At 68.5% G+C, this 25,633-nt stretch carries 25 protein-coding genes; 5 read left to right on the top strand and 20 right to left on the bottom strand.

What is annotated here, in order from left to right; translation table 11 throughout:
- Window position 1: 1 nt before the first annotated feature.
- From miaA to FDK12_RS10885, 3 genes are all read right to left on the bottom strand, one after another.
- On the bottom strand, window positions 2-913 hold the full coding sequence (gene miaA, locus FDK12_RS10895; RefSeq protein WP_223263233.1) for a tRNA (adenosine(37)-N6)-dimethylallyltransferase MiaA: 912 nt from the start codon (window positions 911-913) through the stop codon (window positions 2-4).
- A complete protein-coding gene (gene miaB, locus FDK12_RS10890) occupies window positions 910-2,460 on the bottom strand; it encodes a tRNA (N6-isopentenyl adenosine(37)-C2)-methylthiotransferase MiaB (RefSeq protein ID WP_223263232.1) in 1,551 nt (516 codons plus the stop codon). Before miaB ends, miaA begins: the two co-directional genes overlap by 4 nt.
- A 112-nt stretch (window positions 2,461-2,572) precedes the next feature.
- Window positions 2,573-3,091: a regulatory protein RecX gene (locus tag FDK12_RS10885; RefSeq protein ID WP_137369585.1), complete on the bottom strand. Its 519-nt coding sequence runs from the start codon at window positions 3,089-3,091 to the stop codon at window positions 2,573-2,575.
- Between the two features lie 150 nt (window positions 3,092-3,241).
- Here FDK12_RS10885 and FDK12_RS10880 point away from each other — a divergent pair, with 150 nt between their 5' ends.
- Window positions 3,242-3,481, top strand: coding sequence for a hypothetical protein (locus tag FDK12_RS10880; RefSeq protein ID WP_137369584.1), 240 nt, complete (start codon window positions 3,242-3,244; stop codon window positions 3,479-3,481).
- 202 nt (window positions 3,482-3,683) lie between these two features.
- Here the strand turns inward: FDK12_RS10880 and recA are convergent, their stop codons facing one another.
- Window positions 3,684-4,727 (bottom strand): recombinase RecA, encoded by a 1,044-nt coding sequence (recA, locus tag FDK12_RS10875; protein ID WP_137369583.1) that lies wholly within the window; start codon window positions 4,725-4,727, stop codon window positions 3,684-3,686.
- Window positions 4,728-4,928: 201 nt separating this feature from the next.
- A complete protein-coding gene (locus FDK12_RS10870; protein ID WP_137369582.1) occupies window positions 4,929-5,147 on the bottom strand; it encodes a DUF3046 domain-containing protein in 219 nt (72 codons plus the stop codon).
- Between the two features lie 259 nt (window positions 5,148-5,406).
- Here FDK12_RS10870 and FDK12_RS10865 point away from each other — a divergent pair, with 259 nt between their 5' ends.
- Window positions 5,407-5,916: a MarR family winged helix-turn-helix transcriptional regulator gene (locus FDK12_RS10865; protein WP_223263231.1), complete on the top strand. Its 510-nt coding sequence runs from the start codon at window positions 5,407-5,409 to the stop codon at window positions 5,914-5,916.
- A 54-nt stretch (window positions 5,917-5,970) separates the two neighbouring features.
- Here the strand turns inward: FDK12_RS10865 and FDK12_RS10860 are convergent, their stop codons facing one another.
- From FDK12_RS10860 to dapA, 6 genes are all read right to left on the bottom strand, one after another.
- On the bottom strand, window positions 5,971-6,411 hold the full coding sequence (locus tag FDK12_RS10860) for a helix-turn-helix domain-containing protein (RefSeq protein WP_104118228.1): 441 nt from the start codon (window positions 6,409-6,411) through the stop codon (window positions 5,971-5,973).
- Between the two features lie 124 nt (window positions 6,412-6,535).
- On the bottom strand, window positions 6,536-7,033 hold the full coding sequence (locus tag FDK12_RS10855) for a CinA family protein (RefSeq protein WP_137369581.1): 498 nt from the start codon (window positions 7,031-7,033) through the stop codon (window positions 6,536-6,538).
- Window positions 7,030-7,617, bottom strand: a complete 588-nt coding sequence (gene pgsA / locus FDK12_RS10850) for a CDP-diacylglycerol--glycerol-3-phosphate 3-phosphatidyltransferase (protein WP_137369580.1) — start codon at window positions 7,615-7,617, stop codon at window positions 7,030-7,032. Before pgsA ends, FDK12_RS10855 begins: the two co-directional genes overlap by 4 nt.
- Window positions 7,618-7,626: 9 nt before the next feature.
- Complete coding sequence (locus FDK12_RS10845) at window positions 7,627-10,491, bottom strand: FtsK/SpoIIIE family DNA translocase (RefSeq protein WP_137369579.1); 2,865 nt, start codon at window positions 10,489-10,491, stop codon at window positions 7,627-7,629.
- A gap of 105 nt (window positions 10,492-10,596) precedes the next feature.
- On the bottom strand, window positions 10,597-12,297 hold the full coding sequence (locus FDK12_RS10840; protein WP_137369578.1) for a ribonuclease J: 1,701 nt from the start codon (window positions 12,295-12,297) through the stop codon (window positions 10,597-10,599).
- Window positions 12,294-13,232: a 4-hydroxy-tetrahydrodipicolinate synthase gene (dapA, locus tag FDK12_RS10835; RefSeq protein ID WP_137369577.1), complete on the bottom strand. Its 939-nt coding sequence runs from the start codon at window positions 13,230-13,232 to the stop codon at window positions 12,294-12,296. Before dapA ends, FDK12_RS10840 begins: the two co-directional genes overlap by 4 nt.
- Window positions 13,233-13,331: 99 nt before the next feature.
- Here dapA and FDK12_RS10830 point away from each other — a divergent pair, with 99 nt between their 5' ends.
- The gene (locus FDK12_RS10830; RefSeq protein ID WP_137369576.1) at window positions 13,332-14,513 is read left to right on the top strand and encodes a heparan-alpha-glucosaminide N-acetyltransferase domain-containing protein; all 1,182 of its coding nucleotides are present in this window, start codon (window positions 13,332-13,334) and stop codon (window positions 14,511-14,513) included.
- Window position 14,514: 1 nt separating this feature from the next.
- On the opposite strand, the gene FDK12_RS10825 is transcribed toward FDK12_RS10830, so the two are convergent.
- The 7 genes from FDK12_RS10825 to FDK12_RS10795 form a co-directional block, all read right to left on the bottom strand.
- Window positions 14,515-15,012, bottom strand: a complete 498-nt coding sequence (locus FDK12_RS10825; protein ID WP_137369575.1) for a hypothetical protein — start codon at window positions 15,010-15,012, stop codon at window positions 14,515-14,517.
- Window positions 15,012-15,779 carry a 4-hydroxy-tetrahydrodipicolinate reductase gene (gene dapB / locus FDK12_RS10820; RefSeq protein WP_137369574.1) on the bottom strand — a complete coding sequence of 256 codons (768 nt, stop codon included), beginning with the start codon at window positions 15,777-15,779 and terminating at the stop codon, window positions 15,012-15,014. Before dapB ends, FDK12_RS10825 begins: the two co-directional genes overlap by 1 nt.
- Window positions 15,780-15,795: 16 nt before the next feature.
- On the bottom strand, window positions 15,796-16,227 hold the full coding sequence (locus FDK12_RS10815) for a molybdenum cofactor biosynthesis protein MoaE (RefSeq protein WP_137369573.1): 432 nt from the start codon (window positions 16,225-16,227) through the stop codon (window positions 15,796-15,798).
- The gene (locus FDK12_RS10810) at window positions 16,214-16,699 is read right to left on the bottom strand and encodes a molybdenum cofactor biosynthesis protein B (protein WP_137369572.1); all 486 of its coding nucleotides are present in this window, start codon (window positions 16,697-16,699) and stop codon (window positions 16,214-16,216) included. The genes FDK12_RS10815 and FDK12_RS10810 overlap by 14 nt, the downstream gene beginning before the upstream one ends.
- The gene (gene moaC, locus FDK12_RS10805) at window positions 16,696-17,184 is read right to left on the bottom strand and encodes a cyclic pyranopterin monophosphate synthase MoaC (protein ID WP_137369571.1); all 489 of its coding nucleotides are present in this window, start codon (window positions 17,182-17,184) and stop codon (window positions 16,696-16,698) included. Before moaC ends, FDK12_RS10810 begins: the two co-directional genes overlap by 4 nt.
- A 42-nt stretch (window positions 17,185-17,226) precedes the next feature.
- Complete coding sequence (gene glp / locus FDK12_RS10800; protein WP_137369570.1) at window positions 17,227-18,522, bottom strand: gephyrin-like molybdotransferase Glp; 1,296 nt, start codon at window positions 18,520-18,522, stop codon at window positions 17,227-17,229.
- Between the two features lie 95 nt (window positions 18,523-18,617).
- Window positions 18,618-20,174 (bottom strand): molybdopterin-dependent oxidoreductase, encoded by a 1,557-nt coding sequence (locus tag FDK12_RS10795; RefSeq protein WP_137369569.1) that lies wholly within the window; start codon window positions 20,172-20,174, stop codon window positions 18,618-18,620.
- Window positions 20,175-20,375: 201 nt separating this feature from the next.
- On the opposite strand from FDK12_RS10795, the gene moaA reads away from it, so the two are divergent.
- Window positions 20,376-21,446 (top strand): GTP 3',8-cyclase MoaA, encoded by a 1,071-nt coding sequence (moaA, locus tag FDK12_RS10790; RefSeq protein ID WP_137369568.1) that lies wholly within the window; start codon window positions 20,376-20,378, stop codon window positions 21,444-21,446.
- A gap of 1 nt (window position 21,447) precedes the next feature.
- Entirely contained in the window at window positions 21,448-21,699 is a 252-nt protein-coding gene (locus FDK12_RS10785; RefSeq protein WP_137369638.1) for a MoaD/ThiS family protein, read from the top strand.
- 93 nt (window positions 21,700-21,792) lie between these two features.
- Here the strand turns inward: FDK12_RS10785 and FDK12_RS10780 are convergent, their stop codons facing one another.
- Both FDK12_RS10780 and FDK12_RS10775 read right to left on the bottom strand, forming a co-directional pair.
- Window positions 21,793-23,160: a M16 family metallopeptidase gene (locus FDK12_RS10780; protein WP_137369567.1), complete on the bottom strand. Its 1,368-nt coding sequence runs from the start codon at window positions 23,158-23,160 to the stop codon at window positions 21,793-21,795.
- A 104-nt stretch (window positions 23,161-23,264) separates the two neighbouring features.
- Window positions 23,265-25,523, bottom strand: a complete 2,259-nt coding sequence (locus FDK12_RS10775; protein ID WP_104118274.1) for a polyribonucleotide nucleotidyltransferase — start codon at window positions 25,521-25,523, stop codon at window positions 23,265-23,267.
- Window positions 25,524-25,633: the final 110 nt, after the last annotated feature.

Genomic DNA, 25,633 nt, shown 5'->3' with positions numbered 1-25,633 from the left:
CCTAGGATAGGTCCCCGCCACGGCGGATCAGGTCCATTGCCCGATCGGCCAGCCCGGGTGCCTGCCCATCGAGCCACCCGACGCGCGGGTCGCCCCGGAACCAGGTGAGCTGCCGGCGGGCGAATCGTCGGGTCGCCGCGATGGTGTCCTCGACCGCCTCCGCTTCCGTCATCGCTCCGTCGAGGACCTGCAGGAACTGGCTATACCCTAGGGCACGCGAGGCGGTGCGTCCGTTCCTGAGACCTGCGGCCGCGAGGCGTTCGACCTCCTCCGGGAGCCCGTCCCTCACCATGCTGTGGACCCGCTCGCCCAACCTCTCGCGCAGGGCTGCACGGTCCACATCGAGACCGATCTGCACGCTCGGCTGGTGGTACTCGCGGCGTGGCATGAAGGCACTGAAGGCTCGACCGCTGATCTCGTACACCTCGAGGGCACGAATGAGCCGGCGGTCGTCGTCGATCCGTTCGGCCGACGGTGGATCGACAGCGCGCAGTCGCTCACGGAAGCGTGCGTTGCCCTCCGAGGCGAGTTCCGCTTCCAGCCTGGCCCGGACCACCGGATCGGTGGGCGGGAAGTCCAGCCGGTCGAGGGCCGCGCGCACGTAGAGGCCTGATCCCCCGACCAGGATGGGGACGCGCCCACGACGCCGGATGCCGTCGATCGTCCGGCGCGCATCCGTCTGGTACGCGGCGACGCTGGCTTCCTCCGTGATGTCCAGGACGTCCAACAGATGGTGTTCCACTCCCCGGCGGTCCTCGTGCGGCAGCTTCGCGGTCCCGATGTCCATGCCGCGGTAGAACTGGAGGGCGTCGGCATTGATCACTTCTCCATCGAGCCGTTGCGCGAGTGCGACCCCGAGGTCGGATTTGCCGGATCCGGTCGGCCCGACCACCGCGACGACCGGGAGGGTCAAGAAGCGCTCCCCCGCACAGGCAGCGACGGCATGCCCAGCAGGACGGGACGGGGACCGCCGTCCGAGGCCGCGGGGACGCCGCAGGAGTCGGCCTGGCTCCTGTCCCAGGCATCGCCGGCACGGGAGCGCCGGAGACTGTACTCCTCGGGGGTCGGGTCGGACATGAGGTGGAACGACGCAGCCTCGGTGATGGGCAGGGTCACGAAGTCCCCGGGCCGTGGCACCTCCGCGCCGTCCGGCACGGAGAAGTGGACGAGGCGCTGATCGCGTGAACGCCCGGTGAGACGATGTGTCTCGCTTCCCTTGCGGCCCTGCTGATCGGTGACGAGCACCTCGACGCGGGTACCTACCTGGCGCGCGTTCTCCTCGCGGGCAATCCGGTCCTGCAGGGCGGTCAGGCGCTCGAAGCGCTCCTGCACCACCGCCTTCGGCAACTGGTCCGGAAGATCCGCTGCGGGGGTCCCGGGGCGCCGGGAGTACTGGAAGGTGAAGGCGGTCGCGAAGCGGGACTGCTCGACGACGTCGAGGGTCGCCTGGAAGTCCTCGTCGGTCTCCCCGGGGAACCCGACGATGATGTCCGTGGAGATCGCGGCGTGGGGCATCCGCTCACGGACGCGATCCAGGATCCCGAGGAAGCGACTAGAGCGGTAAGAACGGCGCATCGCCTTCAGCACGCGGTCCGATCCCGACTGCAGGGGCATGTGCAACTGCGGCATGACGTTCGGGGTCTCCGCCATCGCGTCGATCACGTCATCCGTGAAAGCGGCGGGATGGGGACTCGTGAAGCGCACTCTTTCGAGCCCCTCGATGGATCCACACGCGCGCAGCAGCTTTGCGAAGGCTCCGCGGTCGCCGAACTCGACACCGTAGGAATTCACGTTCTGACCGAGGAGCGTGACCTCGACCGCGCCGTCGGCCACGAGGGCCTCGATCTCGGCGAGGATCTCCCCGGGCCTGCGGTCGCGCTCCTTACCGCGCAACGACGGCACGATGCAGAACGTGCAGGTGTTGTTGCAGCCGACGGAGATGGACACCCACCCCGCATAGACGGACTCGCGCCTGGTCGGCAGCGTCGAGGGGAAGACATCGAGCGACTCGAGGATCTCGAGCTGGGCGTCCTGGTTGTGCCGGGCGCGCTGCAGGAGGGCGGGCAGGGCGCCGATGTTGTGGGTCCCGAAGACCGCGTCGACCCACGGCGCCTTCCTGAGGATGGTCTCCCTGTCCTTCTGGGCGAGGCAGCCGCCGACGGCGATCTGCATTCCTGGGCGCGCTTCCTTCACCGCCTTGAGCATTCCGAGGTTCCCGTAGAGCTTGTTGTCGGCATTCTCGCGCACGGCGCAGGTGTTGAAGACGACGACGTCCGCCTGGCCACCCTCGACACGGCTGAGCCCGGCGTCTTCGAGCAGTCCGGAGATCCGCTCGGAATCGTGGACGTTCATCTGGCAGCCGAATGTCCGCACCTCGTACGTGCGCTGTGCGGCCGCATCGGGATCGCCCGACGCGCTGCTCACGGTGCCTGCGATGGGAGTGGGAAGTGTCATGCTCACACCCTTAAGCGTACGGCTGGCCACGGGGAGGCCCACAATCCGGCCCAACCCGGTGCTGCAGCGCCGAAGCACCTGTCCTCGAAGCGGCCGGTCGCGGTCGGTCACCACCGGGTCAGTCGAGTGCTTCGGTGTCCGCGATGACGTCCTTCACGATGGAGAACGCTGCACCGGGGCTGTAGCCCTTGCGTGCCAGTACGCCGACGAGCCGGCGCACCTCCTTCTCCCGAGCAGCGCGGTCCGAGAGGTCGGTGCGGGCGCGAAACTTGCGGCGGACGACGTCCCGTGCCTGCTCGCGTTCGTCGTCGTCGCTGATCTGCAGGAGAGCGTCCTCAGCCAGCTCCGACTCGATGCCCTTGTCCGCGAGCTCACGCCGCAGGGATGCTCGTGACAGCGACTTCGCAGCAGTGCGGGTACGCACCCACATCCGGGCGAATTCGGCGTCATCGATCAGCTGTACCTCCTCGAACCGGTCGAGCAGCGCCGACGCCGTCTCGGCCGGTATGTCACGATCGGCGAGCTTCCGCTCGAGCTGGTGCCTGCTCCGCGGCCCGAGGGCCAGCTGGCGCAGCAGGATGGCACGCGCCTCCGATAACCAGTCCTCGTCACTCCGAAGCACCTCCGGGTCGCCCATTTCCCCACCCGCTGGTGACGACGGGCCACCGGAACGACCCCAGCCGGTGCCTCCAGTGCGACGACTCACAGGCCGTCCGTCCGAGCGCCCCGACCTGTCTGCTCGGCGACGACGCGTCGCGCCCGCGCCCGAAGCATCGGGGTATGAGCCATGACGATCTACGCCGCCACCATCCGGGGCATCGCTGCCTGCTGGTCCAGACGGATCGCCGGCACGCGGCGAACCGGACCCCGCAGCGTCGGTGCCCGCAGTCCGCCCTCGCAGGCGCTCGGGCAGGGCATGATCCTGCAGGGAGTCAGCGGACGCGCCGACAACGGGACCGAAGGGATCGTCGAACGGCACGTGGTCGGATCCACCACCGTTCCGCTGGGAGCGGGTACTGCGCGATGAGCCCCGAGACCCTTTCGTGCCGCTGCTCAGCCCCTTGGCACCGAAGGACGACGAGGCCGACCGCGTCAGCCCCTGTCGCTTGGACGTCGACCGCCGCGGAGGCTGCTCCGATTCGGTAGCACCAGCTGAAGCGTCCGAACCGAACCGGCCGAATGACGCTCCCCACTCGACCGGCTCCAGGTCCTCCTCGGATGCCACTCGGCTACTCGCCGCTGACAGCCTTGAGCTTCGGAGCTGGAGGCTCTTCGACCGGCATCCCTATGCCCAGCTTCACCCTGATCTTCTGTTCGAGCTCATCAGCCAGATCCGGGTTGTCGATGAGGAACTTCCTGGCGTTCTCCTTGCCCTGCCCCAGCTGGTCGCCGTCGTAGGTGAACCAGGCGCCGGACTTTTTGACCAGCGCGTTCTCCACCCCGACATCGATGAGCCCGCCTTCGCGTGAGATGCCATGCCCGTACAGGATGTCGAACTCGGCCTGCTTGAAGGGCGGGGCCATCTTGTTCTTCACGATCTTGGCGCGGGTCCGGTTACCCACCGGGTTCACGCCTTCCTTCAGGGTCTCGATGCGGCGTACGTCGATCCGCACCGACGCGTAGAACTTCAGCGCCTTGCCACCCGTGGTGGTCTCGGGGCTTCCGAAGAACACGCCGATCTTCTCGCGCAACTGGTTGATGAAAATCGCAGTCGTCTTCGTCTGGCTCAGGCGTCCGGTGATCTTGCGGAGTGCCTGGCTCATCAACCGGGCCTGCAGGCCCACGTGGCTGTCGCCCATCTCGCCCTCGATCTCCGCGCGCGGCACGAGTGCCGCAACGGAGTCGATCACGACGATATCGATGGAACCGGAGCCCACCAGCATGTCCATGATCTCCAACGCCTGCTCACCCGTGTCCGGCTGCGATACGAGGAGCGCGTCCGTGTCCACGCCGAGCTTCTTGGCGTACTCGGGGTCCAGCGCGTGCTCAGCGTCGATGAAGGCCGCGATGCCTCCGTTGCGCTGGGCGCTCGCCACCGCATGCAGGGCGACGGTGGTCTTGCCGGAGGACTCCGGACCATAGATCTCGACGACCCTGCCGCGAGGGAGGCCACCGATGCCGAGTGCGGCATCCAGGGCGATGGAACTCGTGGAGATGGTCTCGATCGGCGCCCTGGTCTCATCGCCCAGGCGCATGATGGAACCCTTGCCGTACTGCTTGTCGATTTGGGCGAGAGCAGCTTCTAGGGCTTTCTCGCGGTCTGGAGCGGCCATTCTTCACCTCGGTTACTCATGGCCAACTGGCCTGTTTACGTGTTCATTTCGACTGTATTAGCCTGCGCCGACAGTTTGAGGTGTGGCCGTCGCTATGTGCATAAGCGCGCCGCCTCCGTCACCATCATATCCCCTACCCGAACAGATATTCGATTATTCTGTCGGTCCTCCGCGTGTCCCCGCGGCCCGTCGGAGGAGGCATCACCGCGGCCTCACATCCCGGCCCAGCCATCGCTCGCGCGGCACATCCTGCGCGCGGCACACCGCCTCCCAGACGGCCTTCGGGTCGACGCCCGCGCCCAGCGCTTCCGCCGCTGTCCTGTCGCCCAACTGATCCACGACCAGATCACGCGCCAGCGTCCGCGAGTACCGTTCGCCGAACTCGTCGTCCATCAGACGCCAGAAGTCACTCAATCGCATATCATCCGTCCTGCCCTCGTCCTTAGCTGGTCATCGTGCAGCCACCCGTAGTGCCCGGTCCTCCGATCGTCCGCAATCGATGCCCCACCCCCACTCCATCATGCGTGCGGACACCGACAGCACGCATCTGCTACTTCCCCCACTTTCGTGCCGGCCTCGGCGCCGACCACCCGGGCCGTCGCTGACCCAGGACAGGCCCGGTGCATCCAGCGTCGTCCTGCATGGTGTCGCACGGACCGCTGAACCCTACAATTGGCCCATGAACGCCAAGCCGAGTACAACAGACCCTGGCACGGGCCTTGCAGGTCACCCCGGGGAAGATGCCGACACCGACGCCGCCATCGAGTCCCTCGAACAGCAACTGAGCATGTTGTGGCGCCGCGCGCGGTCGAACTCGTACAAAGTAGCGCGACGGGTGCACCCCGATATGGAACCGGCGGCTTACGGTCTCCTCGTGATCCTCCAGCGCGAGGGCTCGATGCGCCTCACGGACATAGCCGCCAGCGTCGGAGTGGGCAAGCCCTCGGTCAGCCGCCAGATCGCGATGCTCGAACAGCTCGGACTCGTCCAGAAGGAAGCCGACCCGCTCGACGGCCGCGCCCAGTCGATCTCGCTCACGGAAGCAGGCACGCACCAGCTCGTCGCTGCGCAGACTGCACGCAAGCAAGCGTTCCACCAGCTCATGGAGGACTGGGACGTCGAAGACCTCACCAGGCTCGGCACGCTCATCGCCCAGCTGAACAACACCTACACCAAGGACAACTGGTAGCAGACAGCAGGAAGGCCCGTCCCGCAGGGACAGGCCTTCCTTGTCGTGGGGCGACTAGCGGTTCGTGGCCGCAAGTCCCCGACGGAAGTCGTCGTTCAATTCGTCGTTTAGGTCGTTCCCGAACTCCCGGGAGAATTCCTGAGGAATGGTGTCCGGGATGGACACGCCTTCTGCTTCTGCCAAACGGTCGCTGACTTCCCGCAGCATCGAGGAAAGCGGCACCTCGAGTGCACTGCAGATTGATGAGAGAAGTTCAGACGATGCTTCCTTCTGTCCACGCTCGACCTCGCTGAGGTATCCGAGGGAGACCCTCGCACTGTGCGATACCTCGCGCAGGGTACGGCCCTGGCGCTGGCGGACGTCACGGAGGACGTCGCCGATCTCATGGCGAAGAACTACCATCTTGCGCTCCTTAGGCTTGCGTTGTGCATCATCTGCCAACCCCACATCACGCCAACGGACCACGCCGTTTACGGACACGGGCTGCTTTACCATCTGTATCGCCTTGCTCCCTCATATATGCGGCGAGAACCCGGACGGGCTGCGCCGCTGATGATGACCTGCCCGATCTGCTTGAGCCTAAGTCGCCAACCCTATCAACGGCCGGCATTGTTTATAACTACCCTCGACCAGGGTTTGTTCCCCTGGACAGCTCCCGGAAGAGCTCCGCCAGCGCCGCGTCGCGTGAGGCCATCCTGATGCCCTCCCGGTCTCCCGCGAAGTGGTGCTCGAAGGATTCGGCACCGGAAGCGGTCGAGATCGCCGTGAAGACCGTCCCTACGGGTTTGCCCTCGTGGGCCGACGGACCCGCGACGCCGGTGGTCGCGACACCGATGTCGGCAGACAGCGCAGTCCGCGCGCCGGTCGCCATAGCTGCTGCAACGCGCGGGTCGACGGCGCCGGCGGCTGCAAGGAGCTCAGCGTCGACGCCCAGCAGGTCCCGCTTGACCGCGACCTGATAGGCGACAACTCCGCCTCTCAATACGGTGGACGCCCCCGGCACATCGGCAAGTGCCGAAGCGATCATTCCCGCCGTCAGGGATTCTGCCGTCGCTACGGTCAGCCCGAGGCGTGCGGCCAGCGCGACGACGTCGGCCGCCGACGCGGGGGCGCTCACCGTCGGGCACCTGCCCGCAGGCGTATCGCCTGGAGGACGTAGTCCACGCCTGTCACTACCGTGATCACGACGGCTGCCGCCATGACCACGGCAGCGGGCCACCAGGCCCAATCACCGGCGACGGCCTGCAGCGGGATGAGGAACAGCAGGATCGCAGCGGTCTGGACGACCGTCTTCAGCTTGCCTCCGCGCGAGGCCGGCATGACTCCGTACCGGATGACCGCGAACCGCAGCAGGGTGATGCCGATCTCGCGGACGAGGATGACGATCGTGACCCACCACCACAACTCGCCGAGTACGGACAGCAGCACGAGTGCGGACCCGATGAGCAGCTTGTCCGCGATCGGATCGGCGATCTTGCCGAAGTCCGTGATCAATCCCCTGCTCCGCGCCAGGTCGCCGTCGAGCTTGTCCGTGTAGATCGCCACGGCGAAGGTGAGGACGGCGAGCCAGCGGAACAGCCCCGCTCTGCCGTCGTCGAGCAGGAGGAACCAGATGAAGAACGGAACCAGCAGGATGCGCACGACCGTGAGGACGTTCGCGATGTTGAGGACCGGCACCGCCGGGGTCGAGGAGCTACTCACGACTTCAGGCTACCTGCCCGTGAGGTTCCAGGCGTCCTCGGCGCCGTCGTCGTCGCTGCCGTCCGCGCCGTCGTGGTAGTCGACCGCCTGCGCGCGGGACGCGAGGTCGTCGGCCACGAGGTCGATCGGTCGCTGGACAGGACGAGCAGCCTCGATGGGAGGCCCGTCTCCACGCATCGCCGCGAGGACGGGTTCGAGGTCGTCCGGCTTGACCAGCACGTCGCGGGCCTTCGATCCTTCCGAGGGACCGACGACGCCGCGTGACTCGAGCAGGTCCATGAGCCGCCCGGCCTTGGCGAACCCGACTCGGAGTTTGCGCTGCAGCATGGAGGTGGAGCCGAACTGTGTCGTGACGACGAGTTCGGTGGCCTGCAGCAGCACGTCGAGGTCGTCCCCGATGTCGTCGTCGATCTGCTTCTTCGGCGCCTCGACCGCGACGTCCTCGCGGTAGACGGCCTGGAGCTGGCCCTTCACGTGTTCGACGACGCGATGGATCTCCGACTCGGTGACCCACGCGCCCTGCACGCGCATCGGTTTCGAGGCGCCCATCGGCAGGAACAGGGCGTCGCCCTGGCCGATGAGCTTCTCGGCGCCCGGCTGGTCGAGGACCACGCGGGAGTCCGTGACCGACGACGTCGCGAACGCCATGCGGGAGGGGACGTTCGCCTTGATCAGGCCGGTGACGACGTCGACCGATGGTCGCTGGGTCGCGAGTACGAGGTGGATGCCTGCGGCACGCGCGAGCTGCGTGATCCTCACGATCGAGTCCTCGACGTCCCGCGGGGCGACCATCATCAGGTCGGCGAGCTCGTCCACGATGACCAAGAGGTAGGGGTAGGGCCGCACGACGCGCTTCGATCCCTCGGGCGGCACCACCTTGCCGTTGCGCACCGCCTTGTTGAAGTCGTCGATGTGCTTGTACCCGTAGTTCGCGAGGTCGTCGTACCGCGTGTCCATCTCCCGGACGACCCACTGCAGCGCTTCGGCCGCCTTCTTCGGGTTCGTGATGATGGGCGTGATGAGGTGCGGGACGCCCTCGTACGCCGTGAGCTCGACGCGCTTCGGGTCCACCATGACCATGCGGACCTCGTCCGGGGTCGAGCGCATGAGGATCGACGTGATCATCGAGTTCACGAAGGACGACTTGCCCGCGCCGGTGGCGCCTGCCACGAGGAGGTGGGGCATCTTCGCGAGGTTGGCCACGACGAATCCGCCCTCGACGTCCTTGCCGACTCCCATCACCATCGGGTGCTCCGTCTTGCGCGCGTTGCCGGAGCGCAGCACGTCTCCCAGGGACACGGTCTCGCGGTCGGTGTTCGGGATCTCGATGCCGATGGCGGACTTGCCCGGGATGGGCGAGAGGATGCGCACGTCCGAGCTGGCGACAGCGTAGGAGATGTTCTTCGACAGGGCGGTGACGCGCTCCACCTTGGTGCCGGGCGCCAGCTCGATCTCGTAGCGCGTCACCGTGGGTCCCCGGGAGAAGCCCGTCACTTTCGCATCCACGTTGAACTGGTCCATGGTGTGCGTCAGGGCCGCGACCACGGCGTCGTTCGCCTCGGAGCGCTCCTTCGGCGGAGTGCCGGCGGGCAGGTAGTCCGACGGCGGGAGGGTGTAGGTCACGTCGCCGGCGAGCTGCAGCTGCTCGGTGCGCTGCGGAATGGGCGTGGGCGGGACCTGCGGCTGGACGGGAGTGGACGGCACGATCAGTGCGCGGGCGGCGGGGACGACGTCGATCGCCTCGGTGGCGCCCTCCGGGGCGCGATCCGGTGCTTCGGTGACCGGGACGCGCGCAGACTGCGACCGCTTGATCTCCTCCGCGGCCAGCTCCTGCTTGGTCGGGCGACGGACCCCTGGCGGCACCGCCGCCTGTGCTTCCCGGGCGCGACGCTCCTCGTCCTCGATCACCGCCCGCTCGAACGCCTCGTCACCGACGTAACCATCCGTGGCGTCGTCGTGCTCGGCATCGAAGGGGGTGTCCTCCCTGTCCTTGCCGAACAGGCGCTTTCTCCGCTTCGGCTCCGGCTTCGCCGTGGAACCGTGCGTCTCGTACAGGTAGCTCTGGTCGTGGCCGTCCTCGCGACGGTGTCCGTCGTCGTCCGGGTCCTGCCCCATGAGGTGCTCGTACAGGGTGCGCAGGCGTGCGGGAATGTGCCGGAAGGGTGTCGCCGTGACGATCAGGAGGCCGAGGAAGATCACGATGGCCAACAGGACCCCGACGGGCCAGGCAGTCAGCACACTGCTGAGCGGCCCGGCCACGAGGAAGCCGACGACACCACCGGCGCGCCACAGCGCGTCCAGTCCGTCGGAGAGTCCTGGCTGACCGCCGACGAGGTGCGCGATGCCGGATCCGGCGAAGAGGATCACGAGCTGCCCGATGGCGATGCGATTGTTCGCGCGGTGCCGCTCCGGATACCTGAAGAGACGGACTGCGCCGATCACGAGGAGGAAGGGCAGCAGCAGCGCCATCCAGCCGAACGTGCCGCCCGCAGCGGCGTGGACGATATCGGCGGGCGTGCCCGACAGCGCCCACCACTCGACGGCGGCGACGGCCAGGGCGACCAGGAGGAGGAAGAAGCCGGATCCGTCCCGGCGGATGTCGCGGTCAGGGCTCACGTCGTGTCCGAACGTGCGGACACCGGAGCCGACGACACGTGCCATGCCCATCCAGACGGCACGTACGGCCCTCAGGGGAAGAGCGAGCTGGTCCTCGTGCTGCGGTTCCGGTGTGACAGGGACCTGGCGGGTCTTCGCCGGAGCGCGCCCCGTACCCTTTCCCGGCGCCTTGCTGCGGGCGGCCCCGGCAGCAGCGGGTACCCCCTTACCGCGGGTCTGTTGCTGGCCCCGCGGGGCAGGGGACGTTCGAGTGGCCATGATCCTCACGGTACCCGACGGCTCCCCTGAATCGTCGGATTCCCGCGCCCCTCCCACCCTGCCGCGACCCGCGCGACGGCACCCGAAGGCCGAGGTCGGCCCGCGTCAGGCCTCGAGGACCACCGGAATGATCATCGGACGCCGGCGGAGGCGCCGGTTCACCCAGGTGCCGACGACGCGGCGCACCACCTGCTGCAACTGGTAGGTCGTGTGGTCCGCGGTGCTCATGACCGCTTCCTCCAGGGCCTCGCTGATCCTCGGCCTGATCTCGTCGAAGACGGAGTCGTCCTCCGCGAACCCGCGGGCATGGATGTCGGGGCCGGAGACGATCTTGCCGGTCGTGCGGTTGACGACCGTGATGATCGAGATGAAGCCCTCCTCGCCGAGGATGCGCCGGTCCTTGAGGTCGGCGTCGGTGATCTCGCCGACGCTGGCCCCGTCCACGTACACGTAGCCGCACTCGACCGCCCCGACCACTCGGGCCGTGCCATCCACGAGGTCGATGACGGAGCCGTCGTCGGTGAGCAGGACGTTCGACGCCGGCACGCCTGTCTGCTGCGCGAGCTTGCCGTTCGCGATGAGGTGCCGCGTCTCGCCGTGGACGGGCATGACGTTCTTCGGCCGGAGGATGTTGTAGCAGTAGAGCAGCTCACCGGCTGCGGCATGACCGGAGACATGGACCTTCGCGTTGCCCTTGTGGATCACGTCGGCGCCGAGCTTCAGCAGCCCGTTGATCACGCGGTAGACCGCATTCTCGTTGCCGGGGATGAGCGAGGACGCGAGGATAACGGTGTCACCCTTGCCCACGGTGATCCGGTGGTCGCCGTTCGCCATGCGGGACAGGGCGGCCATCGGCTCACCCTGCGAACCCGTGGACATCAGCACCACGCGGTCGTCCGGGAGATCGTCGACGTTCTTGATGTCGACCAGGATGCCGTCGGGCACCTTCAGGTATCCGAGCTTGGCCGCGATGGCCATGTTCCGGACCATGGACCGCCCGGCGAAGCACACGAAGCGCCCGTGGGCGTGGGCCGCGTCGAGGACCTGCTGCACGCGATGGATGTGCGAGGAGAAGGACGCGACGATGATCCGCTTGCTGACTCCCCCGAACAGGTTCTCGAGGACGGGACCGATCTCGCGTTCCGCCGTCGTGAAGCCGGGTACGTCCGCGTTGGTGGAGTCGACCATGAAGAGGTCAACGCCCTCCTCGCCCAGGCGTGCAAAGGCCCGGAGGTCGGTGATGCGGCCGTCGAGGGGTAACTGGTCCATCTTGAAATCGCCCGTGTGCAGGACATTGCCCGCCTCGGTCCGGATGAAGACGGCGAGGGCGTCGGGGATGGAATGGTTCACCGCCACGAATTCGCATTCGAACGGGCCGAACTGCTCGATCTGCCCTTCCGACACCGTGAGCGTGTACGGGCGGATGCGGTGTTCCTGCAGCTTCGCCTCGATCAGTGCGAGGGTCAGCTGGGACCCGATGACCGGGATGTCGGCCTTGAGGCGCAGGAGGTACGGAACCGCGCCGATGTGGTCCTCGTGGCCGTGCGTGAGGACCAGCCCGACGACGTCGTCGAGCCTGTCCTCGATGTAGGAGAAGTCGGGCAGGATCAGGTCGACTCCGGGCTGGGTCTCCTCGGGGAACAGTACGCCGCAGTCGACGATCAGGAGCTTTCCGCCGATCTCGAAGACTGCCATGTTGCGACCGATCTCACCGAGCCCACCCAGTGGCACGATGCGCAGCGTGCCGGGCTGGAGGGCGGGAGGGAGTGCGCGGAGTGCTGGTCCTGCCCCGCCCGCGTCGCTCACGCCGGGACGTCCTGCCGCCTGCGGAGGACGGCGGCGTCCCAGCCGGCCTCGGCAAGATCGGCCAGGACCGGTTCGAGCTCGCTCCGATCCGGCTCGACGAGCGGCAGGCGCACGACGGCGTTGGGCAGCACGCCCTGCAGGTGCAGGATCTGCTTCGCCGACACGGCTCCCGGGATGTGGGTCATGACGGCGCGGATCACCGGATCGAGTTCGAAGTGGATGCGGCGCGCCCCGACGAAGTCCTCTGCGGCCGCCGCGTCCACGAGCGCTCGGAAGGCGCGAGTCGCGACGTGGGCGCTGACGCTGACGACGCCGACGGCGCCCGCGGCCATCCATGGCAGGGTGAGTCCGTCGTCACCCGAATAGACGTCGAGGTCGGTGGCTGCGAGGACGCGCGTGACCGCGGCGAAGTCCGCTTTCGCATCCTTCAGGGCGCCGATCTTCGGGTGATCCGCGAGGCGGAGCATCGTCTCGGTGGTGATCGGGATCCCGGACCGCCCCGGTATGTCGTAGATCATGATCGGCAGGTCGCTGGCCTCGGCGACGGCGTGGAAGTGCGCCAGCACTCCCGACTGCGTGGGCTTGTTGTAATACGGCGTCACAACGAGTTGCGCGTGTGCGCCCGCCCGTTCGGCTCGCCGCGCCATCTCGACGGAGTGCGAGGTGTGGTTCGTTCCCGTGCCAGCGATGACCCGCGCCCGATCCCCGACGGTTTCGGCCACGACACGGTAGAGGTCCTCCTTCTCAGAGTCCTCGAGCGTCGACGTCTCCCCCGTGGTGCCCGACACGACCAGTCCGTCGCAGCCGTCGTCGACGAGTTTGGTGGCGAGTGCGGCAGTGGCGTCGAAGTCCACGGAACCGTCGGCTGTGAAGGGCGTGACCATGGCGGCCACGAGCGAGCCGAACGGGAGATTGCGCGAGGGGGTTTCAACCATGGGTAAAACGTTACCCGCTCGCGGAGCACCCGGAGGGACCGTCGCCGGGAGGCGCCATCCGCACAGGTGGGGCGAAGGCGCCTGTGACACCATGGCTGGATGCAGAAGAAGCCCGTCGCGCGGCGGTTGACCGGGATCGACGCGGCCCGCGGCGTGGCGCTCTTCGGGATGATGAGCACGCACGTCCTCCCGCTCTACGCTCCCGGCACCACGGACGCCACGTGGACCGCGCTGCTCTTCTCCGGCCGGGCGTCGGGCCTGTTCGCCGTCGTCGCCGGAATCGGGCTAGCGTTGCTGACCGGGGGCAGGTCGCCGCACCGGGACCGCCCTCTGACCGCGGACCGCAGGGGCATCGCGGTCCGCGCTGTAGTCATCGCGCTCCTCGGCCTCCTCCTCGGGGGCGTCGAGACGAACATCGCGATCATCCTGTTCCACTACGGCGTGCTGTTCCTCGTTGCGCTGCCCTTCACCGGCTTGCGGGCGCGGGGACTCGCGGCATGGGCCGCGGGCTGGTTGTTGCTCGCACCCGTGGCGGCCCACCTCCTGCGCCCGATCGTCACTGCAGGCGTGACTCCGCCGACGGTGGGCGGGAACCCGATGTTCGAGCACTTCCTCGTGCCACAGACCCTGGCAGCGGACATCTTCCTCACCGGCTACTACCCCGTGCTGCAGTGGCTGGGCTTCATTCTCGTCGGCATGGCGATCGGTCGGCTGGACCTGGCGCGGCTCGGCGTGCAACTGGCACTCCTCGGGACCGGTGTCGTCGCAGCGGTGGGTGCACGATTCGTCAGTGCCCAGCTCCTCGGGCCGGCAGGGGGCATGGCCGCGCTCCTGCAGACACCGGACGGGCGCCGATACCCGCTCGAGGCGATGCTCGACGTCGGGCTGGCGGGGGTCGACCGGTCCGGCTCCTGGTGGTGGCTCGCGGTGAGTGCTCCCCATTCGGGGACTCCGCTCGACCTCGCCCATGTGGCCGGCTGCGCTGCGGCTCTCATCGCCGTCTGCCTCCTGCTGACCCGCCGGTTCCCCCGGGCACTCCTGCCGCTGTCAGCTCCCGGATCGATGACGCTGACGCTGTACAGCCTGCACATCTGCGTCATGAGCTGGGCCGACCAGCTGGTTCCCCTGCCGGACCCGGTACCGCTCCTCTGGCTGCAGATCGCGGCCGCAGTAGCGCTCGGTATCCTTCTCCAGCGCCTCGATGCCCGCGGGCCGCTGGAGCTGCTCGCCTCGGGCGCGGCGGCCGCGGCGCGCGAGGGCCGGGCCGACGTGCGTCGCTAGGTCACGGAGCCTGGCGGGACCCGCCTGCGCCGTGCTGTCGATGCAGTCTGCCTGCAGCGCGCATGGCGTGCCGCGCCCGCTTGCGGTCGCCGGCCGCGTCATAGGCACAAGAGAGCCGGAACCAGCTGCGCCAGTTCTCCGGGTCGGCCTCGACCTCGGCCTGAAAGGCGGGGAAGGCTTCATCGGCCGCGGACCGGACGATGCGCCCCGAGGGGGTTCTCGGCAGGTCGTCCACCGGGAGTCCGCCTTCGCCGTCCAGCTGGCGTGCCATCCGCTCCGTCTGTGCGCCGAAGAGCAGTTCGCGGATCAGCGCCCAGGCGCCGATGCAGGGCAGCAGCAGGTACCCGGCGCCGATCGCCTTCGCGACCGGTTCCGGATCGCCGAGCAGGAGGAAGCTCCGCTGGAAGGCGACCGCAAGCCAGAAGACCAGGAGCGCAGTGACCAGCAGGACGCCCAGCTTCACCCTGTGCTTCCGGTAGATCGCGAGGACGGGCTGCATCAGGCGTTTCCGCCCGATAGGTCCAGGTACCCGTCCAAACCGACCGTCAATCCGGGATGCCGCGCTACGGAGCGGATTCCGAGGAGGACGCCGGGCATGAAGGAGGCCCTGTCAAAGGAGTCGTGCCGGATGGTGAGCTGCTCCCCCGGGCTGCCCAGCAGGACCTCCTGGTGGGCCGTGAGTCCCCGAAGCCGGACCGAGTGCACGGGCACGCCGTCCACGACCGCCCCGCGCGCCCCGTCGAGCTGGTCCCTGGTGGCGTCGGGAGCAGCCGGAACACCCGCTGCGGACCGGGAGGCGGAGATCAGCTGGGCCGTCCTCACGGCCGTCCCCGACGGCGCGTCCACCTTGTCGGGGTGGTGCAGTTCCACGATCTCGACCGATTCGAAGTAGCGCGCCGCCGAGGCGGCGAAGGCGGTTGCGAGAACGGAACCCAGCGCGAAGTTCGGCGCGATCAGCACTCCCGTTCCGGGACTGTCCGCCAGCAGGGACCGGAGGCGCGTGAGCCGCTCGCCGGACCAGCCCGTCGTCCCGACGACGGCGTGCATACCGTGCTCGACGGCGAAGCTGACGTTGCCGACCGTCGCATCAGGAACGGTCAGGTCGACGACGACCCGGGCGCCGGCGGACACGAGGGACTCGAGCGGATCGTTGCTGCCGAGGGCTGCGACGAGCTCCAGATCCGCCGCCGCCTCGACGGCCCGGACGGCCTCCGCCCCCATGCGCCCCCGGGCTCCCAGTACGGCCACGGGCAGTAGTTCAGTCATGGGCTCCAGCCTACTGTCAGGCTCCCGCGCCCACCCATTCCACCGAACCGTCGGTGAAGAACTGCTCCTTCCAGATGGGCACGCGTTCCTTGACCAGATCGACGAGGTCCGAGCAGGCACGGAACGCCTCTCCGCGGTGGGCGGCACCGACGGCGGCAACCAGCGCCTGATCGCCGATGGCGAGCGGTCCGACGCGGTGGGCCACCCAGATCCGGACGCCGCCGTGCCGCGCGGCGATCTCCTCGGCGACCTCGCGGATGATCCGCTCGGCGCTCGGATGGGCCGAGTAGCTCAGGGACGTGACGTCGCGACCGCCGTCGTGGTTCCTCACCACGCCGCTGAAGCCGACGATTGCCCCGCACTGTGGCGAGTCGACGCCGGCGTGCGCTTCCTCGGGCGTGATCGGGGTGTCCGCGACAGCCGCGTGGACGACTTCACCGGTGGTCATTGTGGCCCTCCAATTGGGAGCAGATGTGGTCGATGAGCGGTGAGAGCACGGCGAGGCCGTCCCGCACTCCCCCGGGAGACCCCGGGAGGTTGATGACGAAGGTTGATCCTGCCGTCCCCGCGAGACCTCGGCTGAGGACCGCCGTCGGGACCTTCTCCGAACCGGCGTGGCGAATGGCCTCCATGATGCCGGGGAGGCTGCGCGTCAGATAGGGGGCGGTCTGCTCCGGCGTCGCATCATCGGGACTCAACCCCGTTCCGCCACTCGTGATGAGGACCGCGGGCCGCGCTTCGAGGGCGGCACCGATCGCCGATCCGACGGCGACGCCGTCCGGCACGACGACTGCATCCGCGACGGCGAACCCGTGCTGGTAGAGCCACTCGGCGATGGCCGGGCCGCATTCGTCCTCGTAGGTTCCGGCTGCGGCGCGGGTCGATGCGATGACCACGGCTGCGGTGCGAAGGGATGTCATAGCGTCCAGTCTCCGCTCTTCCCGCCGGACTTCGACACCACGCGCGTGCGGTTGATCACCGCGTGCTTGTCCACGGCCTTGATCATGTCGTACAGGGTCAGGGCCGCGATGGAGGCTGCCGTCAGCGCCTCCATCTCGACGCCGGTGAGCGCCGTCGTCTTGACGGCTGCGACGATCCGCACGTGCCCGCCGTCGCTCTCGAAGTCCAGCGTGACCTTCGACAACGGCAACGGATGGCACAGCGGGATCAGGGTGGACGTCTGCTTCGCTCCCATGATGCCCGCGATGCGGGCGACGGCGAGGGCGTCACCCTTCGGCAGGTTCGCCTCGGTGATGAGCGCCACGACCTCCGGCGTGGTCTCCAGGGTCGCTTCCGCGACGGCCTGCCGCGTCGTCGCCTGTTTGCCCGAGACGTCGACCATGTGGGCGGTGCCGTCGGCCCTGACGTGGGACAGCCCCTCGGGCTGAGGTGTCGGCGTGGTCATGATGCGGTCCTTCCTGGGGCAGTCGTTCCAGCAGTCGTTCCGTCAGCGTCCATCGGTGTCGGCCTCCTCCGTCACGAGCACGTCCTCGATCGTGAACGGATCCGCGGGCTCCGGCCCGAAGAGTGTCACCTCGACCTGCGCCCCTGCACTCAGGGCCGCGACGCCGACGGGAAGGTGGACGAGGCAGTTGGAGCCGGCGAGGGCGTGGAGGAGATGCGAGTCGGGACCGCCCACCAGCGCAACCTTGCCGTCCCGGTACAGGCCGCGCCGTACCTGGTGCTTCGCTTCAGGGCTCTCCACGGCGTCGACGAGGACTGCTTCCAGAACCGGGCGCCGGGACGGAACGCCCGTGAGCTGGTGGAGTGCGGGGCGGAGGAACATCTCGAAGGAGACGAAGGCGCTGACCGGGTTGCCCGGGAACCCGAGGAACGGGACGCCGGATATGGTGCCGTGGGCCTGGGGCCCGCCCGGTTGCAGGGCGACGGACGAGAACTCGACGCTGCTGTTCGCCAGAGCCTGCTTGACCACCTCGTAGGCACCCTGGCTGATGCCACCGGTACTGAGGACGAGGTGCGTGCTGGTTGCCGTGATGGCTCCGAGGGCTTCCCGGAGAACGGCTGGGTCGTCCCCGAGGAGCCGGTGGCGCGTGACCTCGACGCCGGCGTCACGCAGCGATGCCTCGAGCAACGTGGTGTTGGCGTCGTAGATGGTCCCGGGTGCGAGAGGGGCTCCCGGTTCGGCGACCTCGTCACCGGTCGAGAGCAGCAGCACGCGGAAGCGCGGGCGGACAAGGACCGTTCCGACGCCACATGCCGCCAGGAGTCCCAGCTGCGCGGGCCCGAGCAGGGTGCCCGCCTGCACTGCGACCTCTCCCTCGGCGATGTCGCTCCCGGCGCGGCGGACGTAGAGGCCGTCGTCGATGCCGCCGGGAAGCCGTACGGTCGCTTCGCCGCGTGCCCGTTCCGCGGCGGAATAGAACTGCGGCGGGTCAACCCGCTCGATGGGCACGACGGCGGCCGCCCCCGGCGGCAGCATCGCTCCCGTCATGATCGGCGCCGCCGTTCCGGCCTCGAGGGCGAGCGGCACCGACCCCGCGGGAATCGCCTCGGCCACGACCAGCGAGGAGGGGACTGCGAGATCGTCCGCATGCACGGCGTAGCCGTCCATCTGCGAGTTGTCGAAGGGCGGCAGGGCCACCGGCGCGCGCACGTCCTCGGCCAGCGTTCGCCCCAAGCCATCGGAAATCGCAAGGTCCTCCGGCTCGGTGCCGCCGTACCCGCTACTCCAGCGCAGCAGCCCGGCAACGGCGGCCTGGTGTTCGGCGACGGTTCTTCTCATCACTGCCTCTCACGTGTCTGCCGGCATATCCGCGCCCCTGAGTGTCCCGGGTGGCGTGCCACGGTCGCACGGTGGACAGAAGGACCGCAGGTGGTCTAGGTCACCGTGAACGTTACCGTGTGGAGTCCCTCGGCGCCGTCAGGCGCGGGGTCGACGAAGGCATCCGACTGCAGCCCGCCCTCGGCGTCGGTCGCCCGCGACTGGACGGTGTGGGTACCGGAACCGAGCGGCAGGGTGGCGCGGTACTGGCACCAGGTATCGGCGGAGATGGGCCTGGCGAGCTCCGCGCGCTGCCAGGCGCCGCCGTCGACCCTCACCTCGACCGCCTCGACTCCCCTGTGCTGCGCCCAGGCGACTCCCCCGACGACGACGTCGCCCGCCGGGACGCTCGCGTTGGTGCGCGGCACGTCGATGCGGGAGGACGTCTTGACGGGGCCCCGCTCGGACCAGCCGCGCGTAGACCAGTACGCCTTGTCATCCGCGAAGCGCGTCACCCTGAGCTCGCTCACCCACTTCGTCGCGGAGACGAATCCGTAGAGTCCGGGAACAACGAGCCGTACGGGGAACCCGTGTTCGACGGGCAGCGGCTCGCCGTTCATGCCTACCGCGAGGAGGGAGTCCCGTTCGTCGGTCAGTGCCTCCAGCGGCGTGCCTGCCGTGAAGCCGTCGACGCTTCGGGACAGCACCATGTCCGCTTCGGGTCGAACACCGGCGCGGGCCAGGAGCAGCCGCACGGGGAGACCCAGCCAGCGGGCATTGCCCGTCAGGTCCCCACCCACCGTGTTGGAGACGCACGCCAGCGTGACGTAACGCTCGACGAGGGGCAGCGCGAGCAGTTCGTCGAAGGTGATCTCGACCTCGCGGTCCACGAGTCCTGTCACTCTGAGGGACCACGTCGACGCATCGATGACGGGCACCACGAGGGCGGTGTCTATCCGGTAGAAGTCGTCGTTCGCCGTCACCAGGTCGCTGATGCCGGGGACCCCGAGGTCCGCGCCCTCGGGGATGAAGGACCCCTCGGGCGGCGGCGGGGCGGCTGTCACCGTAGGAGTGGGGAGCTCGATCGTCGATCGCTGCTGTGCGACCGCCGACTGCGACGACCGCACACCGGTCGCTGCCACTCCGGTCGCCGCTGCGACGATGGCAGCACCACCCGCACCCTGCAGGAACCGGCGTCGGGCGGGCGCTGCCTCCGCTCGCCGCTGATCGGCTTCCCGGGACCATGTCCGAAGCGCCCGCACGAGCGCGTTGAGGACGAGGATCGCCACGACGGCCGCAACGACCGGCGCCACGAGCGACACGAGGGAGGATTGCGGGCGCGATGCCACCGCGACGGCACCGAGGACGCCGAACCCTGCGATGACCGCGCGTCCGGCGAACCTCCGGCGATACTCGAGGAAACCGGTCGCGGGGGCAACGAGCGTGATGAGGACGGCGATCGTAATCAGGAAGACCGTCTTGTCGGCGGTTCCGAACGACGCGATGGCCCAGTCCTTGACACCGGGCGGCAGGACGTCGATCACGGAGGAACCGACCGCGCTGACGGGCGTGACGGAGGGGCTCAGGGCAGCGGCTGCGAGCTCCCCGCTGATGACCCCCAGGGCCACCGCGAGGACCCCGCACGCCAGCGCCCAGGTCCGCCGTCGAATCATGGTCGCCTCCCCGTCAGGGCCCGACGACGGCGCGTTACCGGTCAGGTTTCCTCCGTTACACGACCGCGGACCGGCTTCGGTTCCCCTGCACCGCGGCCCGACCCCTACCCGGCCCCTACCCGACCCGGACCGCAATTGACAGCTGCGCCGTGCTCTTCCGCCGGGTAGGGGCGGAAGCGGCAAAGGGCGTACCCTCGATGCATGGGAATCCAACTCGGAATGCCGGGCAACGCCCGCGGGGCCACGGCCCCTGGTCTCGTGGATTCCCACGGGAGGCAGGCCACGGACATGCGCCTGTCCCTGACGGACAAATGCAACCTGCGCTGCACCTATTGCATGCCCGCCGAGGGCCTCAACTGGCTGCAGAAGGACCAGGTACTCTCCCGCACCGAGATCGTCCGCCTGGTCCGGATCGGCGTCGACCTGCTCGGCGTCCGGGAGCTTCGCCTGACGGGTGGTGAGCCGCTCGTGCGAGCGGACCTCCTCGAGATCATCCGGGACATCCGGAGCAACCACCCGGACCTGCCCATCTCGATGACGACCAACGCCCTGGGCCTCGACCGCCGTGCCGTGCAGCTGAAGGAAGCGGGACTGACCCGCATCAACGTCTCGATGGACTCCCTGCACCCGGAGACCTTCGCGCAACTGACGCGCCGCCCGTTCCTGGACCGGGTCCTGAAAGGCATCGAGGCCGCGGCCCACGCCGGATTGGGCCTGGTCAAGATCAATGCCGTGCTGATGCGTGGCATCAACGACCACGAGGCACCGGACCTCGTGGAGTGGGCCGTGGCACGTGGCTTCGAACTCCGGTTCATCGAGCAGATGCCCCTCGACGCGGACCACGGCTGGACGAAGGCGGGCATGGTGACGGCCGCCGAGATGCGGGCCCTCGTCGAGTCCCGGTTCGTCCTCACGCCTGACCCGCGCAACCGCGACGGCGCCCCGGCGGAGCGGTGGGAGGTCCGCGCGAAGGACGCTCCCGACGTCGTCCTCGGAACTGTGGGAATCATCGCGTCGGTCACGGAACCGTTCTGCGCCGACTGCCGCCGTACGCGCGTGACCGCCGAGGGCAAGGTGATGAGCTGCCTCTTCTCGCGTGAGGAGACGGACCTGCGGGACCTCCTGCGCTCCGATGCGGACGACGAGGCCGTCGCTCAACGCTGGCGCGACGCGATGTGGCTCAAGCCGAAGGCCCACGGCATGGACCGCACGGGCCTCGGTGCCGACGGTTTCGTGCAGCCCGACCGATCGATGAGCGCTATCGGTGGCTGAGGTGCTGGTGAGGTTCTTCGGAGCGGCCAAAGCTGCTGCGGGCGTCGACGAGGAGCGCCTGGCGGGCGGTCGTTCACTCACGGTCGTGCTGGACGAGCTCCGCGAGCGTCCAGCCGTTGCCGGCGCGCCGTCCCTGTCGAAGATCCTGGGACGCAGCAGCTTCCTGCTGAACGAGGTCGCACTGCGCGACCCTGCAACCGTGCTGCACGACGGGGACGTACTGGACATCCTGCCGCCGTTCGCCGGTGGCTAGGGCCGGCCGCTGGGGCACCCGCCCGGTAGTCCTCCCGCTCCGGGCCGGGAACGCGCGGGGCCGCGCGAGCGCTCTGCGCCGGACGGCGCGCGCCTAGCGTGCGAAATCCGCCTCAGTGTCGAACGGCCCGACGACGACGGTCGTGCGCGGCGCGGCGGCCAGTTCCCGTGCCAGCGCCTGCACGTCCTGGACGGTGACGGACCGGATCCGGTCGAGCGAGGCGTCCATGTCGACGAACTCCCCCGAGACCAGCTCCGACCGGCCGAGCCGGGACATGCGGGAGCTGCTGTCCTCGAGCGCCATGACCAGCCCGCCGGAGAGCTGTCCGACGGCCTTTCGGAGTTCGTCGGCGTCGATCCCATCCGCTGCGAGGCGATCGAGTTCCGCGCCGAGCAGTTCGATGACTTGACCCGTCTTCGCGGGCGAGCATCCGGCGTACATACCGAAGTACCCCGCGTCCGCGTAGGCCGCCGAGAAGGAGTAGGTGGAATACACGAGCCCCCGTTTCTCGCGGATCTCCTGGAAGAGCCTTGATGACATGCCACCGCCGAGGACCGCATTGAGCACACTCATGGCGAACCGGCGCTCGTCCGTTGCCGTGAGGGACGGGCATCCGATCAGGATGTTCGACTGCTCGACGGCCCGACGGATCACGTGCACGCCCGTGGCGCCCTGCACCGGCGCCTCGGCCGCCGAACGGCGCGGTACCGGAAGGGCTCCTTCGTCGAGCTGCCAGCCCGCTGTCTCCAGCGCCTCCTGCACGAGGCGGCAGACGACGTCGTGGTCGAGTCCGCCCGCAGCGGTCACGACAAGCTCCGCAGGCGTGTAGTAACGCCGATAGTGCGCGAGGACCGAATCCCGTGGCACCGCCCGGATGGCCTCCGGCGTGCCGCCGATGGGTCGGCCGAGCGGATGGTCCCCCAGGACCAGCTCGACGAACCTCTCGTGTGCGACGTCGGCGGGGTCGTCGCTGTCCATCGCGATCTCCTCGAGGATGACGTCCCGCTCCTGCTCGAGCTCCTCGGGGTCGAGCACGGCCGACGTCACCATGTCCGCGATGACGTCGATGGCCATCGGCAGGTCGGAGTCGAGCACCCGCGCGTAGTAACAGGTGTTCTCCTTGGCGGTCGCCGCGTTCGATTCGCCGCCGACCTCGTCGAAGGCCGACGCGATGTCCATCGCGCTGCGCCTTTCGGTGCCCTTGAACAGCAGATGCTCGAGGAAGTGGGTGGACCCGTGCTGGCCCTCGGCCTCATCGCGGGACCCGACCCCCACCCAGAAACCGATGGTCGCCGACCGCTGGCCCGGCATTGCCTCGGTCAGCACCCGGACTCCGCCCGGCAGGACACTGCGCCGTACGACGTTGCCACCGGGATCGCCGGCCACGAAGGTGGGGTCGGGGCCGTCGCCGTCCTGGGGCGTCGGCAGCAGGGGCAGGGACACTACGGAGGACAGGGGCATCCTGGTCTTTCTGGTGGTTCGGAAAAGGCAGACGGCCCCGGCGCCGACCGATTCGATCGGTACGCGCCGGGGCCGCAGGTGCTCAGGAGGAGCGGACCGACAGACTAGCTGTCGGCACCCTCGCTGACCTCGGGCAGTTCGATGCCGGCGTCCTCGGAGGACTCCTCCTCGGCGACGACCGGCGAGAGCGAGAGCTTTCCGCGGTCGTCGATCTTCGTGATCTCGACCTGGACCTTCTGTCCCACGGACACGACCTCGTCGACGTTGTCGACACGCTTGCCGCCGGCGAGCTTACGCAGCTCCGAGATGTGCAGCAGTCCGTCCTTGCCCGGGGTCAGGGACACGAAGGCGCCGAAGGTCGTGGTCTTGACGATCGTGCCCAGGTAGCGCTCCCCGATCTCCGGGACCTGGGGGTTCGCGATGGCGTTGACCGCTGCACGCGCGGCCTCGGCAGACTCACCGTTCGTGGCACCGATCAGCACGGTGCCGTCGTCCTCGATCGAGATGTCGGCTCCGGTGTCCTCCTGGATCTGATTGATCATCTTGCCCTTGGGGCCGATGACCTCACCGATCTTGTCCACGGGGATCTTGACCGAGATGATCCTCGGCGCGAACTCGGAGAGCTCGTCCGGGGTATCGATCGCGGCCTGCAGGACACCGAGGATGTGCAGGCGTGCTTCGCGGGCCTGCTTGAGCGCGGCGGCCAGCACCGACGCAGGGATGCCGTCGAGCTTGGTGTCCAGCTGGATGGCCGTGACGAACTCCGACGTCCCGGCGACCTTGAAGTCCATGTCGCCGAAGGCGTCCTCGGCGCCGAGGATATCGGTCAGGGCGGCGTAGCGCGTCTGTCCGTCGACGACGTCGGACACAAGGCCCATGGCGATACCGGCAACCGGTGCACGGAGGGGGACGCCGGCGTTGAGCAGCGACAGCGTCGATGCGCAGACCGAGCCCATCGACGTCGAGCCGTTGGAGCTGAGCGCCTCGGAGACCTGGCGGATCGCATAGGGGAACTCCTCGCGCGTGGGCAGGACGGGCACGAGTGCACGTTCTGCCAGTGCTCCGTGGCCGATCTCGCGGCGCTTCGGCGAACCGACGCGGCCGGTTTCACCGGTGGAGTAGGGCGGGAAGTTGTAGTTGTGCATGTAGCGCTTGCGCGTGACGGGAGACAGCGAGTCGATCTGCTGTTCCATCTTCAGCATGTTCAGCGTGGTGACACCCATGATCTGGGTCTCGCCGCGCTCGAAGATCGCCGAACCGTGCACGCGCGGCAGGACCTCGACCTCTGCCGTCAGCTTGCGGATGTCGCTCAGTCCGCGGCCGTCGATGCGGACCTGGTCCTTGAGGATGCGCTGGCGGACGACGGCCTTCGTGAGCGAGCGGAAGGCAGCGGAGAGTTCGTTGCCGCGGCCTTCGAACTGAGCCCCGAGGGAGTCGATCAACTCGGCCTTCAGCGCGTCGGTAGCGTTGTTGCGCTCCTGCTTGTCGGCGATCTGGAAGACCTGCGCGAGCTTCTCGGCTCCGGCGGACTCGACAGCCGCGTAGACGTCGTCCTGGTAGTCGAGGAACACGGGGAACTCGACGGTCGGCTTCGCGGCACGCGAGGCCAGATCAGCCTGCGCCTCGCACAGCGCACGGATGAACGGCTTGGCGGCCTCGAGCCCGTCGGCAACGACTTCCTCGGTCGGCGCGGTCGCGCCGTTCTCCTTGATCAGGGTCCACGAGTTGTCGGTGGCCTCGGCCTCGACCATCATGATGGCGACGTCGTCGCCTGCGATACGGCCGGCGACCACCATGTCGAAGACCGAGTTCTCGAGCTCGGAGTGCTTCGGGAAGGCGATCCACTGGTCGTTGCCGCTGCCGTCGGAGACGAGGGCGACGCGGACGCCACCGATCGGGCCCGAGAAGGGCAGGCCGGACAGCTGGGTGGACATCGACGCGGCGTTGATCGCCACGACGTCGTACCGGACGTCGGGGTTGATCGCGAGCACCGTCACGACGACCTGGACCTCGTTGCGCAGGCCCTTCACGAAGGCGGGGCGCAGCGGGCGGTCCATGAGGCGGCACGCGAGGATCGCCTCGGTGGAGGGACGGCCCTCGCGGCGGAAGAAGGAGCCCGGGATGCGCCCTGCGGCGTACATGCGCTCTTCGACGTCGACGGTGAGCGGGAAGAAGTCGAAACCTTCACGCGGGTGCTTGCCGGCCGTCGTGGCCGAGAGAAGAGCGGTGTCCTCGTCGATGTAGACCATCGCCGAACCGGCGGCCTGCTGCGCGAGGCGTCCGGTCTCGAAGCGGACTGTGCGTGTTCCGAAGCGACCGTTGTCGATCACTGCTTCGGCGAACTGAATTTCGGGACCCTCCAAGAGAGTCACCTCCGTTTCCTGGTATCGGAGGCAATCGGCACCCGTCGTGGCTCCGCCCCTCATGGGCGGCCCACAGCACCCGGTCTTCGATCGAGATCCACGGAGCGGCT

Origin of the sequence: Arthrobacter sp. NamB2, from assembly GCF_005281365.1 — a bacterium.
In the GTDB taxonomy this organism is placed as follows: Bacteria; Actinomycetota; Actinomycetes; order Actinomycetales; family Micrococcaceae; genus Arthrobacter_D.
Note: the sequence above shows the minus strand (reverse complement) of the source record. Positions and strands in the feature narration are given on the sequence as shown.

Bases quoted from the DNA above. Each gene is read 5' to 3' on its own strand.
- FDK12_RS10880 (WP_137369584.1), top strand. From the start codon at position 3,242: ATGACGATCTACGCCGCCACCATCCGGGGCATCGCTGCCTGCTGGTCC.
- dapB (WP_137369574.1), bottom strand. From the start codon at position 15,779: ATGACTGAACTACTGCCCGTGGCCGTACTGGGAGCCCGGGGGCGCATG.
- recA (WP_137369583.1), bottom strand. From the start codon at position 4,727: ATGGCCGCTCCAGACCGCGAGAAAGCCCTAGAAGCTGCTCTCGCCCAA.
- FDK12_RS10825 (WP_137369575.1), bottom strand. From the start codon at position 15,012: ATGCAGCCCGTCCTCGCGATCTACCGGAAGCACAGGGTGAAGCTGGGC.
- FDK12_RS10860 (WP_104118228.1), bottom strand. From the start codon at position 6,411: ATGGTAAAGCAGCCCGTGTCCGTAAACGGCGTGGTCCGTTGGCGTGAT.
- moaC (WP_137369571.1), bottom strand. From the start codon at position 17,184: ATGACCACGCCGACACCTCAGCCCGAGGGGCTGTCCCACGTCAGGGCC.
- FDK12_RS10815 (WP_137369573.1), bottom strand. From the start codon at position 16,227: ATGACCACCGGTGAAGTCGTCCACGCGGCTGTCGCGGACACCCCGATC.
- moaA (WP_137369568.1), top strand. From the start codon at position 20,376: ATGGGAATCCAACTCGGAATGCCGGGCAACGCCCGCGGGGCCACGGCC.
- glp (WP_137369570.1), bottom strand. From the start codon at position 18,522: ATGAGAAGAACCGTCGCCGAACACCAGGCCGCCGTTGCCGGGCTGCTG.
- FDK12_RS10845 (WP_137369579.1), bottom strand. From the start codon at position 10,491: ATGGCCACTCGAACGTCCCCTGCCCCGCGGGGCCAGCAACAGACCCGC.
- FDK12_RS10865 (WP_223263231.1), top strand. From the start codon at position 5,407: ATGAACGCCAAGCCGAGTACAACAGACCCTGGCACGGGCCTTGCAGGT.
- FDK12_RS10830 (WP_137369576.1), top strand. From the start codon at position 13,332: ATGCAGAAGAAGCCCGTCGCGCGGCGGTTGACCGGGATCGACGCGGCC.
- FDK12_RS10810 (WP_137369572.1), bottom strand. From the start codon at position 16,699: ATGACATCCCTTCGCACCGCAGCCGTGGTCATCGCATCGACCCGCGCC.
- dapA (WP_137369577.1), bottom strand. From the start codon at position 13,232: ATGGTTGAAACCCCCTCGCGCAATCTCCCGTTCGGCTCGCTCGTGGCC.
- FDK12_RS10885 (WP_137369585.1), bottom strand. From the start codon at position 3,091: ATGGGCGACCCGGAGGTGCTTCGGAGTGACGAGGACTGGTTATCGGAG.
- FDK12_RS10780 (WP_137369567.1), bottom strand. From the start codon at position 23,160: ATGCCCCTGTCCTCCGTAGTGTCCCTGCCCCTGCTGCCGACGCCCCAG.
- FDK12_RS10795 (WP_137369569.1), bottom strand. From the start codon at position 20,174: ATGATTCGACGGCGGACCTGGGCGCTGGCGTGCGGGGTCCTCGCGGTG.
- FDK12_RS10870 (WP_137369582.1), bottom strand. From the start codon at position 5,147: ATGCGATTGAGTGACTTCTGGCGTCTGATGGACGACGAGTTCGGCGAA.